The 19550-nt window shown below is 37.2% G+C and carries 20 protein-coding genes and 1 riboswitch; of the genes, 17 read left to right on the forward strand and 3 right to left on the reverse strand.

Annotated elements, in window-relative coordinates:
- Positions 1 to 146: 146 nt before the first annotated feature.
- Positions 147 to 1142: an ABC transporter substrate-binding protein gene (locus tag NSQ89_RS24310; RefSeq protein WP_047941034.1), complete on the forward strand. Its 996-nt coding sequence runs from the start codon at positions 147 to 149 to the stop codon at positions 1140 to 1142.
- A 54-nt stretch (positions 1143 to 1196) separates the two neighbouring features.
- Positions 1197 to 1306: riboswitch (TPP riboswitch) on the forward strand.
- A gap of 159 nt (positions 1307 to 1465) precedes the next feature.
- Positions 1466 to 2814 (forward strand): IS3 family transposase gene (locus NSQ89_RS24315; protein WP_095259293.1). Its coding sequence is split into 2 segments (ribosomal slippage): positions 1466 to 1922 and positions 1922 to 2814, totalling 1350 coding nucleotides; the frame shifts between segments, so codons are not numbered across the junction.
- A gap of 60 nt (positions 2815 to 2874) precedes the next feature.
- On the opposite strand, the gene NSQ89_RS24320 is transcribed toward NSQ89_RS24315, so the two are convergent.
- On the reverse strand, positions 2875 to 3591 hold the full coding sequence (locus NSQ89_RS24320; protein WP_047941033.1) for a GntR family transcriptional regulator: 717 nt from the start codon (positions 3589 to 3591) through the stop codon (positions 2875 to 2877).
- Positions 3592 to 3843: 252 nt separating this feature from the next.
- Between NSQ89_RS24320 and NSQ89_RS24325 the strand changes: the two genes are divergently transcribed.
- From NSQ89_RS24325 to NSQ89_RS24365, 9 genes are all read left to right on the forward strand, one after another.
- A complete protein-coding gene (locus tag NSQ89_RS24325) occupies positions 3844 to 4152 on the forward strand; it encodes a PTS sugar transporter subunit IIB (protein WP_047940831.1) in 309 nt (102 codons plus the stop codon).
- A 4-nt stretch (positions 4153 to 4156) separates the two neighbouring features.
- The gene (locus tag NSQ89_RS24330) at positions 4157 to 5515 is read left to right on the forward strand and encodes a PTS sugar transporter subunit IIC (protein ID WP_047940830.1); all 1359 of its coding nucleotides are present in this window, start codon (positions 4157 to 4159) and stop codon (positions 5513 to 5515) included.
- Positions 5516 to 5534: 19 nt separating this feature from the next.
- On the forward strand, positions 5535 to 5879 hold the full coding sequence (locus tag NSQ89_RS24335; protein ID WP_341133401.1) for a PTS lactose/cellobiose transporter subunit IIA: 345 nt from the start codon (positions 5535 to 5537) through the stop codon (positions 5877 to 5879).
- Positions 5876 to 7213: a 6-phospho-beta-glucosidase gene (locus NSQ89_RS24340; RefSeq protein ID WP_341133402.1), complete on the forward strand. Its 1338-nt coding sequence runs from the start codon at positions 5876 to 5878 to the stop codon at positions 7211 to 7213. Before NSQ89_RS24335 ends, NSQ89_RS24340 begins: the two co-directional genes overlap by 4 nt.
- Positions 7214 to 7266: 53 nt before the next feature.
- Positions 7267 to 7962 carry a chitin disaccharide deacetylase gene (chbG, locus tag NSQ89_RS24345; protein ID WP_047940827.1) on the forward strand — a complete coding sequence of 232 codons (696 nt, stop codon included), beginning with the start codon at positions 7267 to 7269 and terminating at the stop codon, positions 7960 to 7962.
- A gap of 253 nt (positions 7963 to 8215) precedes the next feature.
- On the forward strand, positions 8216 to 9457 hold the full coding sequence (locus tag NSQ89_RS24350) for a PucR family transcriptional regulator (RefSeq protein WP_095258254.1): 1242 nt from the start codon (positions 8216 to 8218) through the stop codon (positions 9455 to 9457).
- Between the two features lie 162 nt (positions 9458 to 9619).
- Complete coding sequence (gene ald / locus NSQ89_RS24355; RefSeq protein ID WP_095258253.1) at positions 9620 to 10756, forward strand: alanine dehydrogenase; 1137 nt, start codon at positions 9620 to 9622, stop codon at positions 10754 to 10756.
- 283 nt (positions 10757 to 11039) lie between these two features.
- Positions 11040 to 11981 carry an ABC transporter ATP-binding protein gene (locus NSQ89_RS24360; protein WP_047941032.1) on the forward strand — a complete coding sequence of 314 codons (942 nt, stop codon included), beginning with the start codon at positions 11040 to 11042 and terminating at the stop codon, positions 11979 to 11981.
- Complete coding sequence (locus NSQ89_RS24365; RefSeq protein ID WP_047940824.1) at positions 11978 to 12964, forward strand: ABC transporter permease; 987 nt, start codon at positions 11978 to 11980, stop codon at positions 12962 to 12964. The genes NSQ89_RS24360 and NSQ89_RS24365 overlap by 4 nt, the downstream gene beginning before the upstream one ends.
- A gap of 272 nt (positions 12965 to 13236) precedes the next feature.
- On the opposite strand, the gene NSQ89_RS24370 is transcribed toward NSQ89_RS24365, so the two are convergent.
- Positions 13237 to 13374 carry a hypothetical protein gene (locus tag NSQ89_RS24370; protein WP_162837571.1) on the reverse strand — a complete coding sequence of 46 codons (138 nt, stop codon included), beginning with the start codon at positions 13372 to 13374 and terminating at the stop codon, positions 13237 to 13239.
- A gap of 252 nt (positions 13375 to 13626) precedes the next feature.
- Here NSQ89_RS24370 and NSQ89_RS24375 point away from each other — a divergent pair, with 252 nt between their 5' ends.
- The 5 genes from NSQ89_RS24375 (at position 13627) to NSQ89_RS24395 (ending at position 18121) form a co-directional block, all read left to right on the forward strand.
- Positions 13627 to 13953 carry a MerR family transcriptional regulator gene (locus tag NSQ89_RS24375; RefSeq protein WP_047940823.1) on the forward strand — a complete coding sequence of 109 codons (327 nt, stop codon included), beginning with the start codon at positions 13627 to 13629 and terminating at the stop codon, positions 13951 to 13953.
- Between the two features lie 287 nt (positions 13954 to 14240).
- Positions 14241 to 15005, forward strand: a complete 765-nt coding sequence (locus NSQ89_RS24380; RefSeq protein ID WP_047940822.1) for a threonine/serine exporter family protein — start codon at positions 14241 to 14243, stop codon at positions 15003 to 15005.
- A gap of 15 nt (positions 15006 to 15020) precedes the next feature.
- Positions 15021 to 15479, forward strand: a complete 459-nt coding sequence (locus NSQ89_RS24385; RefSeq protein WP_047940821.1) for a threonine/serine exporter family protein — start codon at positions 15021 to 15023, stop codon at positions 15477 to 15479.
- Between the two features lie 257 nt (positions 15480 to 15736).
- Positions 15737 to 17068, forward strand: coding sequence for a 6-phospho-beta-glucosidase (locus NSQ89_RS24390; protein WP_047940820.1), 1332 nt, complete (start codon positions 15737 to 15739; stop codon positions 17066 to 17068).
- Between the two features lie 150 nt (positions 17069 to 17218).
- Positions 17219 to 18121, forward strand: a complete 903-nt coding sequence (locus NSQ89_RS24395; protein WP_341133403.1) for an NAD(P)/FAD-dependent oxidoreductase — start codon at positions 17219 to 17221, stop codon at positions 18119 to 18121.
- 55 nt (positions 18122 to 18176) lie between these two features.
- Here the strand turns inward: NSQ89_RS24395 and NSQ89_RS24400 are convergent, their stop codons facing one another.
- Positions 18177 to 18899, reverse strand: a complete 723-nt coding sequence (locus NSQ89_RS24400; RefSeq protein WP_061796924.1) for a class I SAM-dependent methyltransferase — start codon at positions 18897 to 18899, stop codon at positions 18177 to 18179.
- A gap of 155 nt (positions 18900 to 19054) precedes the next feature.
- Here NSQ89_RS24400 and ybaK point away from each other — a divergent pair, with 155 nt between their 5' ends.
- The gene (gene ybaK / locus NSQ89_RS24405; protein WP_341133404.1) at positions 19055 to 19531 is read left to right on the forward strand and encodes a Cys-tRNA(Pro) deacylase; all 477 of its coding nucleotides are present in this window, start codon (positions 19055 to 19057) and stop codon (positions 19529 to 19531) included.
- Positions 19532 to 19550: the final 19 nt, after the last annotated feature.

Below are 19550 nucleotides of genomic sequence, written 5' to 3' on the forward strand. Positions count from 1 at the left end.
ATATATATGAAATAGAATATGTATTTCCATTATCCGCAATATACTTCTGGTTCATCTTCATTTTCTTATCTACTACTAAATTTCCCATTCTATTCATATATGAAAAAGGGGGCTTTGCCTTGAAAAAGTGGAGGCTTTTTCTGCTTATGTGTCTTAGTTTCGTCTTAATCCTTGCAGGATGTTCTTCAAAAGAAGAAAAGGGAACGAAGGATGGATTGAGGAAGATTGTTATTTCAGAGCCAGTACATTTGATCGGCTATCTTCCACTGTATGTTGCCATAGAAGAAGGTTATTTTAAAGAAGAGGGATTGGAAGTAGAAGTCATTACAGCAACAGGAGGTGCCCATGTTACATCCGTTGTTAGTGGTGATGCCTGGGGTGTTATGGGCGGACCAGATTCTGTGCAAATGGCCAATTTAGGAAGCTCTGATCCGATTCAGTCAGTAGTAAACGTCGTTAACCGCGCTAATGTTTATTTGATGGGAAACTCAGAGGAAACGATTGATGGTACAAACGATGAAGAGCTGGCAGCTTACTTAAAAGGAAAAGTTATTGCAGCTGGGCGCTATGGTGGTAGTCCCAATCTTTTAACTAGATGGCTGTTAATGGAGCTAGGTTTAGATCCGGAAAAAGATGTGAAGTTAGAAGAACCAGCTGATGCCAGTGCAGTAGTTTCCCTTGTAGAATCCGGAAATGCCGATATTGCTAATGGTGGAGAACCGCAAATCACAGAAGGAATGAAAAAGGGAGCATGGAAAGAGCCATTCTACAGTTTTGCCAGTTTGGGAGACTATCCTTATTCTGTTGTCAGTGTAAAAAAATCCACAATTGAGAAAGAGCCGGAAGTTGTGGAAAGCTTTGTAAAAGCTGTTTTAAAAGGACTTAAGAAGGTGGATGAAGACCCAGACCTATCCATGAAAGTGTTAAAAGCAGAATTTCCATCTACATCAGATGAGATTTTACAAGCATCTTTGGATCGTGCTTATGCTGATGAATTATGGAGCAAGGACGGTTACATCTCAGAGGAAGCTGTTGCAAAACCAATGGATGTTGTCGAGAAAACGGGTGTCTATACGGAAGGCTATAAATACGAAGAATTAATCGATATGCAGTTTGTGGATAAATTGTCCAAGAAACAATAAGAATAATTCTTTGCGTCCTAAATGAAATAAGTTAAAATGAAGGTATAAGCATATATGGACTACTAGGGGTGCCAGTTGGTGGCTGAGAGAAAAACAAATTCGTTTTTTAACCCTAACGACCTGATCTGGATCATACCAGCGTAGGGAAGTAGCGGATTCACTCTATTTCTTTTGACTTTAGCAGTCAGGTCTATTTAGATCTGGCTTTTTTAGTTTGTGAAAAGCCGTTGTTTAATAGCCCTGTAAGCCTTTTGGGTCTAGTCAATAGTGAACTGCACCCCAATTGTTAGACACAAACTAACAGTTGGAGGTGCAGTTTTTATATGTCTAAATTTAATATAGAGGAAAAAATAGAAGCAGTTATTCGTTATCTACAGGGAACGGAGGGGGTAAAATTTATTGCGAAATCCATAGGGGTACATCATACAGTCTTATTAAATTGGATAAAACAATATGAATATCATGGTGCCGATGCTTTAATAAAACCCTATACATCTTATACAACACAGTTTAAACTAGACGTACTGAATTATATGAGAGAGACAGGGACGTCTATAAGGGAAACTGCTGCAATATTTAACATTGCAACACATAGTACCATTCTAAAATGGCAAAAAGGTTTTGAATTACATGGAATTGACGCCCTGAAACCAACACAAAAGGGGCGCCCACCAATGAAAAAGGAAACGAATAAACCTCAACCAGTAGAAGGGTCTGAAGAAGCATTACGAGCTGAAAATGAACGTTTACGGATGGAGAATGCTTACTTAAAAAAGTTACATGCCTTAATTCAAGAAAAGGAAAAACTACAGAACAGGACAAAGCGCAAATAATTTATGAATTAAGGCAAGAATTTAAAGTGATTGATCTAGTAAAGGTCGCTGGTATTGCGCGTAGTACGTATTACTATTGGGTAAAACAAATGGATCGCCCAGATAAATATAAGGAAGTTAAAGAGTTAATTCAGGAGATTTTTGATGAACATCAGGGACGATATGGATATCGTCGGATCACATTAGAATTACATAACCGAGGCATCAAAATAAATCATAAAACAGTCCGCCGTCTTATGAATGAGATGGGATTAAAGTGTCTTGTGCGTATGAAAAAATATCGTTCCTACCGTGGGCAAGTAGGGAAAATAGCCCCAAATATTTTGGAACGTGATTTTAAAGCATCGAAACCAAACGAAAAGTGGGTAACGGATGTAACAGAATTCCATCTACACGGGGAGAAGCTATATTTGTCCCCCGTTCTAGATTTATTCAACGGAGAAATCATCGCTTATAACATAGAAAAGCGTCCTGTTTATCTACTTGTTTCGAAAATGCTGGACAAAGCTTTTGAGCATTTGAAAGAGGGTGACACCCCTATCCTCCATTCGGATCAAGGTTGGCATTATCAAATGAAGAAGTACCAACATGCTTTAAAGAAACATGAGATTACTCAAAGTATGTCACGTAAGGGGAATTGTTTAGATAACGCAGTCATGGAGAATTTCTTTGGCTTATTAAAGTCTGAATTACTCTATTTAAAAGAATTTGAGAGTATGGAGCATTTTAAAGAAGAATTAGAGAATTACATTCACTACTATAACCACAAACGGATTAAGACAAAATTAAAAGGCATGAGTCCGGTGCAATATCGAACTCATGCCCTAGTAGCTGCCTAAATCCCGTGTCTAACTTTTTGGGTTCAGATCATTCTCACGGGTGGTCCTTATTTGCCTTCTTCAATAATTCCGCTCAATAACAAAGTGTGCTCTGTCTCCTCGGAAAATAGTTTTGGAATATTCAATGGCAGTTTCATCTTCTGCATAAGCAAAGGTTTCAAGTAGAAAGCAAGGGGATCCTGCAGGAATTTCCAATTTCTTAGAAATAGTGTCATCTGCTAAAACTAATTCTAAGTGCTCTATTGTTTTGCGGATTTTTATATTATACTTCGTTTCCAGCATTTTGTATAAAGACTTTTCGCAAGCAGCGCTATCTAATCCTGGTGCCTTGTGCCAAGGCAGATAAGAGATTTCATATTGTAGTGGAGCATCATTTACATAGCGCATGCGTTCTAAGCAGTTAACGGGATCCCCTATATTTTGATTGAATTGCTTGGCTAGAAAATCGGTCGCTTCAATAACCTTCAGCTGAAGCACCTTGATAGACGGGGCTTTCCCTTGCAAAGTAATTTGTTCAGAGAATTGCTCTACTGTACTAGTTAAAGATTGTTTGATTTTATTTTCGGCTACAAAGGTACCTTTCCCTTGTACTCGATAAACATAGCCCTCAACTGTTAGTTGTTGAAGGGCTGTGCGAATCGTTGTTCTGCTGACACCGAATGTGTTACAAAATTCAGCTTCGGTTGGTAATTTAGTATTTGGTTGATATTCGCCGCTTTTAATCATGTCGATAATGGACTCTTTTACAATCGAGTGTAGCGCAGCATCTTTGTTCATTTCTTCCACAATCGTTTCCCTCCATATTGTCCCTAAATATAGAATATCTTTTCTATTCCTAATAAGCAAATAAATAACAAATTTGTAATAACAAATAAATTTGTATTGAAATACGTCGTATTTGTTATTACAATATAAATATAAGATGTTACTACTTTCCTAAGAAGGGTGGCTGATAAAAAGACGTACGAAAGGAAACATTTTTTAGAATAAAATATCGGAATAATCTATCAATTAAAAGGGGATGGAATAGTGAATATTTTACTATGTTGTTCAGCCGGAATGTCTACAAGTTTATTAGTTTCAAAGATGGAGCAAAGTGCCAGAAACCAAGGGATAGACTGCAAGATTTGGGCAATAGCAGCCTCAGAAGTGAACAACGAGATAGAGAAAGCTGATGTTATTTTGTTAGGTCCTCAAGTACGATTTCTATTACCACAAGTAAAAAAGGCCGGCGACCAAAGAGGAATTCCAGTTGCAACAATTAATCCACAGGACTATGGATTATGTAATGGTGAAAAAGTGTTAGAACATGCCACAGCTTTAATAAAGGGGGAATAAAGAGATGATGGGATTTATTGAAAAATATATTATGCCTTTTGCATTAAAGCTTGGTAATCAAAGACATTTGCTTGCTATCAGGGATACGTTAATTGGAATGATTGCTATTACCATTGTAGGTTCATTTGCTGTACTTTTTAATAATCTCGGTCAAATTATTCCCCCTTATGGAAAAATGATGGAAGCAATATTCGGAGCTAACTGGTCGACTTTGGGCGGGGACATATGGTTTGGAACATTTGCTTTTCTTTCTGTATTTGCAGTCTTTGGGATTTCCTATAAATTAGCTAGATCCTATGGGGATGAAGGGTTTGAAGCAATGCTTATTTCTGCTGCATGTTTCTTTTTACTTTTGCCCCAAACAGCAAGTGTCACGTTACCAATAGATGAAGCCGCTACTGAAACAGTTGCAGGTGGAGTCTGGGGGCTAGTATCTGTCAATTACTTCAATGCCACTGCCCTTTTTACTGCTATTATCGTAGCGATAATCGCTACAGAAATTTTCTTGCGCTTATCGAAAATCAAGGCTTTAATCATTAAAATGCCAGATGGAGTACCGCCGGCTGTTTCTAAATCCTTTGCTAAATTAGTACCAGGTATGGGAACCATTTTTCTAGTTGGCGTGTTTGGCGTTATCTTCAGAATGATAACAGATGGAAAAGTTCTAAATGATTGGTTAAATACGGTTATTGTCTCTCCATTAACAAATGCAGTTGATTCCCTTCCATTTGCAGTATTAATTGTTTTATTAGTGCATTTATTCTGGATGGTTGGACTTCATGGTCCAAACATATTAGGTGGGATTACGACACCATTATTTGAAAAAACAGGAGCAGAAAACATTGATTTAGCTCAATCAGGAATTCAAGCATTAGGAGAATATCATATTTTAGCTGGATCCTTCCTAGATGCATTTGTTTACTTGGGCGGATCAGGTGCTACTTTAGGATTAATTATTGCGATGATAATTGCAGGGAGAAAACGGTATAAACAAATGATTGGTCTTGGCGGGGCGCCTGGGGTATTCCAAATTAATGAACCAATCCTTTTTGGTTTGCCAATCGTCTTAAACCCTATTTGGTTTATTCCATTTGTAATTGGGCCAGTTATTACAACTGTCATTTCTTATCTTGCTGTGCAGTATGGCATCGTTCCACCGGTAACGGCTAAGATTCCATGGGTTACACCACCGATAATTGGCGGGTACTTAGCGACGGGGGGAAGCTTTTGGGGAGCTGGTTTGGCAGCATTAAATTTACTGATATCAACAGTTGTTTATTTACCATTTGTTTATGCACAAGTAAAAATTGATTCCAAAAATAAAACAGAGCTTACGAAAGATTCGGATTCAGTTAGTCTCTAAAGGAAAGAAGGGTGCAAACATGAATAAGGAAGAATTATACCAACTCTCCTTTCAGCTGATATTACATAGTGGAAATGCGAGAAGCTTTGCGATGGAAGCAATTCAAGACGCGAAAAAAAAGGATTTTGCTGAAGCCAAAAAGAAGATAACAGAGTCGGAAACAGAACTATCGGAGGCTCATAAAATCCAGACCAAATTACTCCATCTTGAAGCCGGCGGAGATCAATTTATGATTCCGATTATTCTTATTCATGCACAGGATCACTTAATGAATGCAATGACATTGAAGGATCTTGCGGTTGAAATAATTGATTTACGGCAGGAGTGTATGCAACAGACAACGAGAAAGGGGTCGGTAGAATGAGTCGCGGTTTAAAAATTGTAACTATTGGAGGTGGCTCAAGCTATACACCGGAACTAATAGAAGGCTTTATTAAATATCATAACGAGTTACCAGTTAAAGAAATTTGGCTGGTAGATATTGAGGAAGGAAAGGAAAAGTTAGAAATTGTTGGGGAGCTTGCGCGTAGAATGGTAAAGAAAGCGGGAGTTTCTATTGATATTCTTCTTACGCTGGATCGAAAAAAGGCTCTGGAGGGAGCGGATTTTGTTACAACACAATTACGAGTCGGTCAGCTCGCTGCAAGAGCACTTGATGAAAAAATTCCTTTGAAGTATGGAGTCATCGGACAGGAAACAAATGGACCTGGGGGGTTATTTAAAGCTTTTCGAACTATTCCGGTTATTTTAGAAATAGCGAAAGAAATGGAGGAGCTTTGTCCGAATGCCTGGCTCATAAATTTTACAAATCCAGCTGGAATGGTAACAGAAGCAGTTCTTCGCCACAGTCGTATCACAAAAGTTGCTGGCTTGTGTAATGTGCCAATCGGGATGGAACGGGGGGTTGCTGATTTACTAGCAGTTGATCCTGCCAGAGTAAGAATTGATTTTGCAGGGTTAAATCATATGGTTTACGGCCTAGACGTTTATATAGATGGTAAAAGTGCAAAGGAACAGGTCATTAAGTTAATCACAGATCCGGAAAAGGCTATTACGATGCAAAATATTCACGCGATGGGCTGGGAACCCTCGTTTTTAAGAGGATTGAATTTATTTCCTTGCCCTTATCACAACTATTATTATAAAACAGGAGATGTGCTCGCCCAGGAATTAAAGGAAGCAGAAAAGGGGAAAACACGAGCAGAGGTTGTACAGAAGTTAGAAGAGGGGTTGTTTGAATTATATAAAGACCCAGAATTAGCGATTAAACCCCCTCAGTTAGAAAAGCGCGGAGGAGCTTACTATAGTGACGCTGCTGTACGTTTAATTTGCTCCATTTATACAGATAAATGTGATATTCAAGCGGTGAATACTGCTAATCATGGTGCCATTACAGGAATTCCATATGAATCAGCGGTAGAAGTAAGCTGTATAATTACCAAGGATGGTCCCAAGCCAATAGCAGTTGGAGAACTTCCAGTAGCAGTTCAAGGATTAGTAACCCAAATCAAGTCCTTTGAAAGGGTAGCGATAGAAGCAGCTATTTCCGGTAACTATGATAAAGCATTGCTTGCTATGACCATTAATCCCCTTGTCCCAAGCGATCGAATTGCTAAACTGATCCTAGATGAGATGCTTGAAGCACATAAGGAATATTTACCACAGTTTTTCACGGAAAAGGAAAGTATTCGTATGTAAAAGCGGAGTTATGCTGAATGAAACACATGACTAGCTTTAAAGGAGACGAATCCATGACAAAAATAATCATTAATGCAGATGATTTTGGTTTTAGCCGAGGAGTCAATTATGGAATTGTTGATTCCCATCTTAAGGGAATTGTTACTTCCACAACCATGATGATGAATGCAAAAGCGACAAAGCATGCCATCACTTTAGCAAAGGATACACCTTCTTTAAAGGTTGGCGTCCATCTTGTATTAACATGGGGAAGGCCACTTTTACATGATGTTCCAACACTTGTAGATGAAGCAGGTAATTTTAAAAAGCAGACATTGGTATATGGTGATCCAGAATCTATAAGCTTAGATGATTTAGAAAGAGAATGGACAGCACAAATTGAAAAATACCTTGCTGCCAATCTTACTCCTTCTCATTTAGATAGTCATCATCATGTGCACGGAATAAAAGAATTCTATCCAGTGATAAAAAGGTTATCAGATAAGTATGAGATACCTGTGAGAAATGCAGGTTCTCATTTTACGGATATTCAAATATTAACCGATATTTTTTTTGATGATTTCTATGGTGATGGAATTACAGAGAATTATTTTGAAAAATTAGGAGAGCGTGTGGAACTTGGAAAAAGCATTGAAGTAATGACACATCCCGCTTATATAGATGAGACATTAATGCAAGAATCATCTTATAATATGCAAAGGATAAAAGAAACAAAGATATTAATGGAAACAAGCCTAATAAACGGCTAATTTAATCCTGCATGACAGACCTTTCAAAGGAGTAAATTCTTTTGAGAGGTTTTTTGTTGGGAGAAAGATAAAAGGGAAACAACCTCTAATGCTTTTTACTAGAGAGAACAAGCAAACGAGAAGTGACACTGTTTTGGCCGAAAGAATATAATCTTCTAAAGATTCTTATTGTTGAAAGCGTTATAAACGAGATAAAATAAAGATATAACAAGATTGAACGATTTTAGTAAGCATTTTGGAGAGGAGTAGATGGATGACAGCTGAGCCGCGAAACCCGTTTAGAAGGGATATGTATGATTCCCTTGAAAGTTTTGTAGATCATGTTAGTGAATTATTAGGATGTCCGATTACGTTGGAGGATCCTCATCATCGTGTGCTAGTATACAGCAGTCATGACGAAGAAACGGATATGGTCAGAATCTCTACCATAATTAGCCGCAGGGTTCCGGAGAGAGTAATCAATCGTTTATGGAAGGATGGAGTGATTCCGCAGCTTCTTCAAAGTAAAAAGCCAATTCGAATTAAAGAGAAAAAGGAAATCGGCCTTGGAAATCGGGTGGCAGTTTCCATTTGGAGAGGGGAGGAGGTAATCGGATATATTTGGGCCATTGAAATGGGTACCCCTCTAACAGAGGAAAAGATGGGGTTTTTAGAGAACGCGGCGTCAGTAGCGCGTCATTTATTGTCACGCTTTGCTGCAAGTAAAACTCCTACTTTACAGGACAATCAAGAATTTTTTTGGAGAATGTTAACTGGGTATGTGAAAGAGACAGATATAGACGAAAAATTAAAGGAAATGGGAATGCCTGCAGCAGCTTGCTTCACGGTGATGATTTTTCCGTTTTCTAAAATGATTACAAAGGAAATAGAAAAGCATATCCTCTATCTATTGAAGGTATCCCAAGATGTAAAAATTTCTTTCTCTACTATTGAAGATAACGAATTAATTATTTTGGCAACTCCCCTTGAGGATAACGGGGATTCTATTGCTTGTTATAAAAAATTTATTAGTAGTTTTCAACAAAACCTAGAAGAAAGATTTTCTATTAAAGAAGTAAGGGGGTCCTTTGGAGGAATTTACAAACAGTATCGAGATATACCAAAGAGTTTCAGAGAAGCGAGGACTGTTTTAGAGGTACGTGAGAAATTCCCTCAGGAAGCAGGGGCATTCGTTCACTACCAAGAGTTAGGTATCTATCAGTTTTTAGATATCCTCTTAGAAAAACGAAGACAAGATGGATCGGAAAATGTTGCCATTCGAAATCTAAAAAAATATGATTCAACCCATCATACAGAATTATTAGCAACCTTAGAAGCTTACTTAGATGAAAGTGAAAATATTCAAAAGACAGCTGCACGTTTGCACATCCATCCTAATACGCTTACTTATCGTTTAAAGCGGATGGTAGAAATCATGGAAGTGGATTTGTCGGTGCCTAGTCAAAAATTTATGATCTACTTAGATTTAAAATTAATGCATTGGCAGAAAGAATAGAAATAGGATTAGAAACCTTTCCTCTTTTCCCTTTGTGTTTTTTCACAAATGAGCGATTTTTGTTTCATTAATTTTAACAAAGATAATTTTCTGAATTCGTCCTATTATAATATTAAGACAACTAACAATTAGTGTTAGTTTTTATAACAAGGGGGAATTCTCATGATTATTGGTATTCCAAAGGAAATTAAAAACAATGAAAATAGGGTCGCAATTACTCCTTCCGGTGTGTCTTATTTAAAGAATAGCGGCCACGAAATTTTAGTAGAACAAAATGCAGGAATCGGCAGTGGCTTTACAGATGAAGAATATGCGGCGGCGGGTGCGCAGATAATTGACTCAGCTGCTCAAGTATGGAATACAGCAGAAATGATTATAAAAGTAAAAGAACCGCTCGCTTCAGAATACCAATATTTCCGCAAAGGACTTATTTTATTTACGTACTTACATTTAGCGGCAGAACAGGAACTAGCAAAGGCGTTAACGGAGAATGGCGTGACTGGAATCGCTTATGAAACAATTGAAGTAAATGGTAAATTACCATTATTGACACCAATGAGTGAGGTTGCAGGAAGAATGGCTGTTCAAATTGGTGCTCAGTTCTTAGAAAAGCCTCATGGAGGAAAGGGAATCTTATTAGCAGGTGTCCCTGGTGTCAAAAAAGGGAATGTAACCATCATTGGCGGTGGAGTTGTGGGAATGAATGCAGCGAAAATCGCCATTGGCTTAGGGGCGAATGTAACGCTGTTAGACTTAAATCCAGAAAGATTAAGAGAGTTAGATAATCAATTTGGTGCAAGCCTAAGTACTGTTATTTCTAACCCAGCAAACATTGAAGAGGCTGTAGTGAATGCAGATTTGGTGATTGGTGCTGTATTAATTCCAGGTGCAAAGGCACCGAAGCTAGTAACAGAAGCGATGGTGAAGAAGATGGCTCCAGGTTCTGTTATTGTGGATGTGGCAATTGATCAAGGTGGGATTTTTGAAACAGTAGATCATATCACTACCCATGATAATCCTACCTATGTGAAGCATGGAGTTGTGCATTATGCTGTAGCAAATATGCCTGGTGCTGTTCCGAGAACATCTACGATTGCCTTAACAAATGTAACAATGCCATATGCACTTCAAATTGCTAATCTAGGCGCAGTAACAGCAATTGAAACGAATTACGCTATTAAACAAGGTGTAAATACTTTTGCTGGACAAATCACCTCTGCTCCAGTAGCGAAAGATCTTGGTTATGAATATAAATCAGTTCAAGAACTTATTAACAATTTATCAACAACCACTGTTTAATAATTCTATAAGAATAGCCACAACCGTTCCCTCTGAATAAATCAAAGGCGAGCGGTTTTTTTATTTGTTTTTCCTAAGAGTTATAGCAAATTTGGCCTGCTCTCACTAGAAAAAACATGTAATCAGCCAGTCTGATGTCATATTGGAGAAAAAAATTTTCAAAAAAGTTTATTTAATTGAAACTTTTTTGGAAAAAAATCGTATTAGTATACGGAAAGTGAAGGAATACATCTTGTGGGTAGAGGGAACTACTTTAGAGCAATTATATAGAAGGGAGAAAAAAATGAGCTTAAATGCATTAGAAGTCACAAATCTCACTAAGAGAATTAAAGGCAGGAACATTGTTGATAATGTTAGTTTTTCTGTGGAAAAAGGGGAGATATTTGGGTTATTAGGTCCAAACGGAGCGGGGAAAACAACGATTATCCGCATGATTGTTAATCTAATAAATAGAACAAATGGAAAAGTGGTCATAGATAGCTATAACGTGGATGAGAATTTTTCAGAAGCGATGAGCAGCTTAGGTGCGATCGTAGAAAATCCTGAGTTCTATAAATATATGAGTGGATATAAGAATTTAAAGCATTATGCAAGAATGGCTAAAGAGCCAATTTCGGAAGAACGCTTTAATGAAGTAATTAAACTAGTAGGATTAGAAAATGCCATTCATCAAAAAGTGAAGACCTATTCACTTGGTATGAGACAGCGCCTTGGGGTTGCGCAGGCGTTATTACATAAACCAGCTCTTCTTATTCTAGATGAACCTACAAATGGTTTAGACCCCCAAGGGATTCGCGAATTTCGTGATTATTTGCATTTGTTAGCGAGCGAAGGGATTTCTGTTTTAGTATCTTCTCACCTTTTATCGGAAATGCAATTAATGTGTCATCGATTTGCGATTATTGAAAAGGGAAAATTAATTCATATCTCCAATATGGATGAAACGGTTTCGGAAGAAGAAGTAAGTGTAAGGGAAGTAACATTTGAATTAGACTCGCCGGAAAAAGCGGTTGAACTCCTTCGTAATAGCGAATATGAAGTCGAAGAAAGCTCCGTAAAAGGCAGCGAGTTGATGGCGAAGCTGCCTAAAGATTCAATTCCTCTTGTTAATAAGCTGTTTGTCGAGAACAATGTTGCCGTATACGGCATTTATGTTGTAAAAGCTACATTAGAGGATCGCTTCTTAGAAATAACCAATCAGAAGAGAGAGGAGGAAACAAAATGATTGGATTAGTACAAAATGAACTTATAAAGATTTGGGAAAAGAAAAACAGCTGGATATTTCCGATCATTCTCCTATTTGCCCTTATTGGCGGAAGTTTCTTGGAAACGAAGATAACTCCCCAATATAAAGGAGATGACTGGCGTGCGAAAGTGCAAGCGGAAATAACCGAGCTGGAACAGAAGCTGCCTACAGCTAAGACAGAGGATAGTTTAATAGAAAGTGGAAAAGATTTTGATTGGGATGATACGAAAGAATCGATTGAAATGAAAATCCAAGATTATCAAAATAATTTAAAGCAGGATGTCAGTCCATATTCAACTACTTGGTCCAATATGAATGGAATGGTTATTGGCATGAAGTCTCTAGTAACTTTATTTGTGGTAATTATATGCGCGGGCAGCGTTTCCTCGGAATTCTCTGATGGAACCATTAAGCAATTGCTGATTCGACCGTATAAACGTTGGGCAATCCTTTTATCTAAATATATTGCTTTATTGATATATACTGCCATTTTAGTTGCATTTTTAATGCTTGTTGGCTATTTAGTAAGTATTGTTTTCTTTGGAGTAGGAAATTTTGAAGATAAAGTGCTTGTTTTTGGGACAGTTGACCAAATTGTAGCAAGTGGTGGACCGTTCTTTTTGAAAAGCATCCTATATTATTTACCGGGATTATTGTTTGTATTAACTTTATCCTTTATGCTATCGACATTATTTAAAAATCAGGCAATTGCAGTGGGTGCTGGGGTATTTATATTGTTTGTATCCTCAACAATTGGCCAAATTATTCAATCATTAGCTGAAAAGTATGCATGGCTAAAACTGTTAGTGTTCCCACATTTAGACCAAACGATTTTCTTGTTTGAAGATAAAATAATCGAAACAGTAACCATGCCGATGTCTTTAGGTATCTTATTTGTTTACTATGCAATAATCATGATCATCACTTTTTGGTTTTTCAAAAAGAAGGATGTTAGTATTTAATGAATCATCACCATCTGTTAGTTCCCCATTTTAATGGGTAACTAACAGATGGTTTTTTTTTATTATAAAAAATAGACAATCACTTGCGATTGTAGGTAAATTCTTATAAAATGATGTTAGTTTTATTAACAATTAAGTGACATGATTTGTTTCTTTGAAAATAAATGAATGATAGAATCGCTGTTTATAAACATAAAGGGGAATCCATCAATCAATTTTGATTGGGAATTCCTCTATATAACAACATGAATTGTAAAGGTTATACAGTTTGTTTAGCTATTCTGAACAATTCGAAGAAGTTCATGGGCGTGTTCACCCGCAACTTCTGCTAAGTGTTCCCAAATCTCGTCTCTCAAAAGATCAAGTTCCACAATCTTTTTAGCTAAATCGACTGCTTCTTTGGTTATCATCTAAGAAGGCTCCTCTCCATTTACAAAAAATAATACCGATTACCTATTCCTTGGCTGAAAATTAAAAAATATCGTTTATACATTTAGCATTTTAACGGAAAATATAGAAAAAATCATTGAAAATGTAAGGAAATCTTACCTATTTTTTTAATTTTGTGTTAGGAAATATAACAAAAGGTATTTTTCTTTATCTGAAAAGTATTATAATTAAGATAAATGAGAATACTACTTTACTTCATGAGGTGAGATGTAATGGATCATGAACCATCCTATAAGAAAAGAAAGGTCATTACTATTGGTGTTGTAAGTGAACTAACTGGATTAACGGAAAGACAAATTCGATATTATGAACAGCGAAAATTAATTTTTCCGGAGAGACCAGAAAGAGGAAATAGAAAATATTCATTCTCTGATGTAGAAAGACTAATTGAGATTGCTAATAAACGAGAAGAAGGCGTTCGAACACATGAAATTAGACAAGAGATTATGAAAAAAAACAAGGAAGAAGAAGAGCGGAAAGTCAAAAAGCAAATGCTCCGTGGTCAAATCAATGCGAGATTTGGCATCCAGAACGATTAATAAAAAACACTATATGTTATTTTTTTAGTCCATTTGATGTCATAATGGACTTTTTATTTTGGAAAAAATTTTTTTCACTCTTCTGTTTTGTTAATAAAAATTCCTCCATTTTATTTTCCCTTCAATTATTGATAAAATAGCCATATTTCATATAAACTGTAATTTGTTGCTTATGATAAAAATAGCTTTTTAAAATGATCAATAAAGAATGCTAAAAGTACTGATGAGATAAAGCGTCTAATGGAGGATCTTAAGAGTACCTATACTGTTTTAGTTGGAGAGATAGTATGACATATATATCAGTGGAAAAAACATATGACATTATGGAGATCTGCATATTAGCAGGAAGTATTATGCTCCAAAATGGAGCGGAGACCCATCGAGTAGAAGATACAATGACAAGAATAGCAACTGCATATGGCGTGACCGATTCTGACTGCTTTGTAACCCCAACAGGCATTATTTTATCGTTAGAAGGGGTAGAACCGACAAAGACGAAATTAAATCGGATTATTGAGCGGACGACTAATTTAGAAAAGGTAGCTCGAGTAAATGATATTTCACGTAAAATAAGCACAGGAACAGTGAGTATGAAGGAAGCGTACCATTTATTGAAAGATGTGGAAGATGAAAAATGTACGTATTCGGATTCCTTTCAAGTCATCGCAGCTGCCATTGCAAGTGGCTGTTTTTTAATTATGTTTGATGGAGTTTGGGGCGATTTTATCCCTGCATTGCTAGCTGGTGGTTTAGGCTTTTTGTGTTCCTTGTATTTTCATAAGGCTTTGCAAATAAAGTTTTTTGCTGAGCTCTCGGCAGCATTTGTTATTGGACTAGTAGCTTTTTTCTCTGTTTCCATTGGTTTTGGTCAAGAGGTAGATAAGATTATTATCGGCTCTGTAATGCCGCTTGTACCAGGTTTGCTTATTACGAACGCGGTGCGGGATCTAATAGCAGGTCATTTAGTATCTGGTATTTCAAAAGGGGCAGAGGCCTTTTTAACAGCTACAGCAATTGGTTCAGGGATTGCCGTTGCATTTTTTGTTTTTTAAGGAGAGGAATAAGTAATGAATGAATTTTTAGCACAGGCAATAACTAGCTTTGTTGCAACGTTTGGCTTTGGAATTATTTTTCATATTCCTCGGAAATTATTAATTCAATGCGGATTTGTAGGAACAATTGGATGGATGGCATATTGGACAATTGTTCATTTTCATCAAAATGAAGTAATTGCGGCCTTGTCAGGCTCCTTTCTTGTCGCCGTCATAAGTCAAGTGTTCGCCCGAATATATAAATCACCAGTTATTATATTTAGTGTCGCAGGAATCATTCCTTTAGTTCCGGGGGGAACTGCTTATAATGCGATGCGTAATTTTGTCGAGAATAATTATTATGTAGCGGTAAGCTTAGCAGCAAAGGTCTGCTTAATTTCAGGATCTATTGCAATGGGTTTAATGTTTTCGGAAGTAATTAATCAATTAATATTTCGGGCAAACGCTCGGAAAAAGTCACTTGATAAAGGGTAAAGCCCCTTTATCAAGTTTTTTTTAAGCAATAAAGCAAAGTAATTCTATTGTTCTTTTCTAAAAGGGAGGCAGAATCCTTGTGAAACAACACGTTTCTCTTTTGGAACACGTTCCATTATGTGTGAAAAAGTCCTAATTCCCAGCATCCTATTTACTCGGGTCTAGTTAGACGTTAAGGTTGTAAGTGAAGAGACATTCATTTATCGGTAATTTTGTAAGGGATTGCAGAAATAAGTAGAAAAGGAAGGCGATCTATTATGGGAAAAGGGATTAAAATTGTTACTATCGGCGGTGGGTCAAGCTACACACCTGAATTAGTGGAAGGGTTTATTAAGAGATATGATTCATTACCTGTGCGGGAACTATGGTTAGTAGATATTCCTGAAGGAGAAGAAAAGCTTAATATTGTTGGAAATCTAGCGAAGAGAATGGTGAAGAAAGCAGGTTTACCAATTGAAATTCACTTAACTCTAGACCGAAGAGAAGCGCTTAAGGATGCAGATTTTGTTACAACTCAATTTCGAGTTGGCCTACTAGCTGCACGTGCTAAAGATGAAAGAATCCCTCTAAAGTATAATGTGATTGGGCAAGAAACGAATGGTCCAGGAGGGCTGTTTAAAGGATTAAGAACCATTCCTATCATTTTAGATATTGTAAAGGATATGGAAGAGCTGTGTCCAAACGCTTGGCTCATTAACTTTACAAACCCAGCTGGAATGGTAACAGAAGCTGTTCTTCGTCATAGTAATTGGAAGAAGATTGTCGGGCTATGTAATGTACCGATTTCTATTCAAATGGGTATCGCTAAGCTGTTAGAAGTAGAATCTAGTCGTGTGCATGTTGACTTTGCTGGCTTGAACCATATGGTATTTGGGTTAAATGTATATTTAGATGGGAAGAACATTACGCCAGACTTTTTAGAGAAAATGTCGAAGCATAAAAGTGATACGATGAGGAATATTGCTGCTATTGACTGGGAGCCAGACTTTATTAAAGCATTAGGAGTTATTCCTTGTGGATATCACCGTTATTATTATAAGCAAGCAGAAATGCTGCAAAATGAGTTGGAGGAAGCAGCAGAACAAGGTACACGTGCTGAAGTCGTTCAGCAATTAGAAAAAGAGCTGTTTGAACTTTATAAGGATGAAAACTTAGATAAAAAACCGCCGCAGCTAGAAAAAAGAGGTGGTGCTTATTATAGTGATGCAGCTTGCAGCTTAATTGATTCTATGTACAATGACAGAAGAGATATTCAGCCTGTCAATACAATAAATAATGGAGCTATTGCAAGCATTCCAAATGAATCAGCTGTAGAAATTAGCAGTATTATCACAAAAGACGGACCAAAACCGATTGCGATCGGTGATCTGCCTGTTGCAGTTCGCGGACTTGTTCAACAAATTAAGTCCTTTGAAAGAGTGGCAGCAGAAGCGGCAGTTACAGGAAGTTATCATACCGCATTATTAGCTATGACGATTAATCCGTTGTTGCCGTCAGACAAAGTGGCAAAACAAATTTTGGATGAAATGCTAGAAGCACATAAAGAGCACTTACCGCAATTTTTCAAAGAAGAAGTAGTATCTTCATAAGATAAGATTAAATGGCTATGTATTCGGGAATCCCGTAATACATAGCCATTTTTTTATTCCGCTATAGCGGATAGTATTTTGGAAGAATAAGAATTGTCTCCTCGTAAAAACTAAAGAAACTGGCTTGACTAAAAGAAAGAAGGGAAAAAGATGACCAAAATTCTTGATTGCATTATTATAGGCGGTGGCATAGCGGGATTGCAGGCAGCGATTCAATTAGGAAGATATAATCATGATGTGCTGATTATTGATGCAGAGGATGGTCGATCTACGATATGTAAAAGCTACCATAATATTTTAGGATATCCTAATGGAATCAGCGGCTCAGAATTGCGGAGTTTAGGAAGGAAACAGGCAGAAAGCCTTGGGGTAGAGTTTCTTAAGAGTACTGTTACTTCTTTAAAAAAGGAAGAGGGGCATTTTACGGCAGCAACTGAAAAGGGTCTGTTTCAATCTCGGAAAATTCTCCTTGCAACAGGTGTTATGGATAATATTCCCCCATTTGCCGAATTGTACCCTTGTCTGGGAATCAGCGTCTACTTATGCCCGGATTGTGATGGATATGAAGTAAAGGATAAAAAAACAATAGTGATTGGAAATGGAAATGTTGGGGCAAATATGGCCCTTACTTTGTTGTATTGGACAAGCGATATTACGTATATTAATCATGGTGGAGAGACTACTTGCGAAAAGCTGGCTAGACAATTAAGTGATAGTGGAATTTCCGTTTATACAGAGAGAATAGATCGAGTATTAGCAGATGATTCCCAAATCAAAGGGTATGTATTGGAAAATGGAAAGATGCTCGAGACAAAGCATAGTTTTATTGCATTTGGCGGGAATAAAGTAAAGTCAGATTTAGCAGTGCCTTTAGGAGTCGAGATAATGGAGAATAATCATATTATCGTGAATGCGCGTACGAAAATGACTAATATAGATGGCGTCTGGGCAGCAGGTGATGTTGTGGCTCATTCGGAACAGGTTACAATCGCAATGGGAGAAGGATCGCAAGCAGCTATATGGATTAATAAAGCTTTACTAAAGGACAGCTGAAAATAATAAAAAGAGGTTTCTCAAATGGAGGCTAATCCACTGAGAGCCTCTTTTTTTACAAACTAGCTCTATATACTCGGTAGCCGATTATATCCCCGTAAGTATAAAGAATATAGGAATGGTCCATCAATTTACCTTCTAATTGGACATTCGTTGGTACCGTTCTATCAATTGCTTCATCTTCCTTTTCCATTCCCGTCATCATATGGGAAAAAACAGAGTGTCCAAGTTTTATTTCTACTTTGGGAAAACCCGCTTCCTTCATTAAATCTATCCATTCTTTTTCTGTATAGACCTTTTCAATGCCATAAACTTCACACATATTCTGATGTTCTATTGCATGGAGACTTCTTTCCGCAGTCATTTCTAATAACAGTAGGATGCCGCCTGGCTTGAGCACTCTTTTAATTTCGGCAAGGGAATTTCTACAATTAGTGAAAATTAGTACAGATTCTATTAAAATGATGTCAAAGCTGTTGGAAGGAAAGGGCATCTTTTCTAGGCTTCCTTGCACTAATTGAATCGACAGATTTTCTTTTTTAAATCGTTCTTTTGCTCTTTGCACCATTGTAGGATGATAGTCAATACTTGTGACAGCACAGGGGTAGTTCTTTTTTATATAAGCTGAAGTTTGGCCAGTGCCGCAGCCGCCATCAAGTAATGTTGTATGGGTCGTAATTTTTTCTTGTTCCAATAAGAACTTTGTTAATGTTAAGCCACCTGGATGTGCACCGCTCACCCCGAAATAGGCAAGGGCATCTTGATAGGTCGGTTTCATTTTATTCCTCCCAGCAAGTCGATTTCTACTTTCCATACTATATGAAGAATATGGGGCTTTGGTTCTGAAATAATTAATATTCATTTTGGGTAACGATATGATATGGTTTAATTAGAGAAAAATTACCAGTGTTAGGAAAGGAAGTGTATATAGCTATGGCTATTACCAAAACAAATGCAATGCGCATTTTGGATGCCAAAAAGATTTCCTACAGTGTACATACCTATGAAAATAAAGATGGGAAAATGGACGGTATATCCGTTGCGGGTAAGATTGGTAAAGAAATCGAAATGGTGTATAAAACACTTGTGGTGAAAGATACGGGGAATGGAATTTATGTATTTGTTATCCCTGTTGAAGCAGAGCTTGATTTAAAAAAGGCAGCAAAAGTAGTCAATGCAAAAAAGCTAGAAATGATTGCCGTAAAGGATATTCAAAAAACAACTGGTTATATTCGGGGTGGGTGTTCACCAATCGGCATGAAGAAAAAGTATGAGACAATCTTGGATGAGAGTGTGAACAAGCAATCCACGATTATTGTTAGTGGAGGGAAGATTGGTGTTCAAATTGAATTGGCAGTTAACAATTTGATCCAAGTTACAGAAGCAAGAGTAGAAGATGTAATTCATTAAATTTTTAAGAGCAGGGCAG

Source organism: Niallia sp. FSL R7-0648, from assembly GCF_038007005.1.
GTDB lineage: Bacteria > Bacillota > Bacilli > Bacillales > Cytobacillaceae > Niallia > Niallia circulans.

Bases quoted from the DNA above. Each gene is read 5' to 3' on its own strand.
- NSQ89_RS24310 (WP_047941034.1), top strand. From the start codon at position 147: ATGTGTCTTAGTTTCGTCTTAATCCTTGCAGGATGTTCTTCAAAAGAA.
- NSQ89_RS24320 (WP_047941033.1), bottom strand. From the start codon at position 3,591: ATGAACAAAGATGCTGCGCTACACTCGATTGTAAAAGAGTCCATTATC.
- NSQ89_RS24330 (WP_047940830.1), top strand. From the start codon at position 4,157: ATGATGGGATTTATTGAAAAATATATTATGCCTTTTGCATTAAAGCTT.
- NSQ89_RS24335 (WP_341133401.1), top strand. From the start codon at position 5,535: ATGAATAAGGAAGAATTATACCAACTCTCCTTTCAGCTGATATTACAT.
- NSQ89_RS24340 (WP_341133402.1), top strand. From the start codon at position 5,876: ATGAGTCGCGGTTTAAAAATTGTAACTATTGGAGGTGGCTCAAGCTAT.
- chbG (WP_047940827.1), top strand. From the start codon at position 7,267: ATGACAAAAATAATCATTAATGCAGATGATTTTGGTTTTAGCCGAGGA.
- NSQ89_RS24350 (WP_095258254.1), top strand. From the start codon at position 8,216: ATGACAGCTGAGCCGCGAAACCCGTTTAGAAGGGATATGTATGATTCC.
- ald (WP_095258253.1), top strand. From the start codon at position 9,620: ATGATTATTGGTATTCCAAAGGAAATTAAAAACAATGAAAATAGGGTC.
- NSQ89_RS24360 (WP_047941032.1), top strand. From the start codon at position 11,040: ATGAGCTTAAATGCATTAGAAGTCACAAATCTCACTAAGAGAATTAAA.
- NSQ89_RS24365 (WP_047940824.1), top strand. From the start codon at position 11,978: ATGATTGGATTAGTACAAAATGAACTTATAAAGATTTGGGAAAAGAAA.
- NSQ89_RS24370 (WP_162837571.1), bottom strand. From the start codon at position 13,374: ATGATAACCAAAGAAGCAGTCGATTTAGCTAAAAAGATTGTGGAACTT.
- NSQ89_RS24375 (WP_047940823.1), top strand. From the start codon at position 13,627: ATGGATCATGAACCATCCTATAAGAAAAGAAAGGTCATTACTATTGGT.
- NSQ89_RS24380 (WP_047940822.1), top strand. From the start codon at position 14,241: ATGACATATATATCAGTGGAAAAAACATATGACATTATGGAGATCTGC.
- NSQ89_RS24385 (WP_047940821.1), top strand. From the start codon at position 15,021: ATGAATGAATTTTTAGCACAGGCAATAACTAGCTTTGTTGCAACGTTT.
- NSQ89_RS24390 (WP_047940820.1), top strand. From the start codon at position 15,737: ATGGGAAAAGGGATTAAAATTGTTACTATCGGCGGTGGGTCAAGCTAC.
- NSQ89_RS24395 (WP_341133403.1), top strand. From the start codon at position 17,219: ATGACCAAAATTCTTGATTGCATTATTATAGGCGGTGGCATAGCGGGA.
- NSQ89_RS24400 (WP_061796924.1), bottom strand. From the start codon at position 18,899: ATGAAACCGACCTATCAAGATGCCCTTGCCTATTTCGGGGTGAGCGGT.
- ybaK (WP_341133404.1), top strand. From the start codon at position 19,055: ATGGCTATTACCAAAACAAATGCAATGCGCATTTTGGATGCCAAAAAG.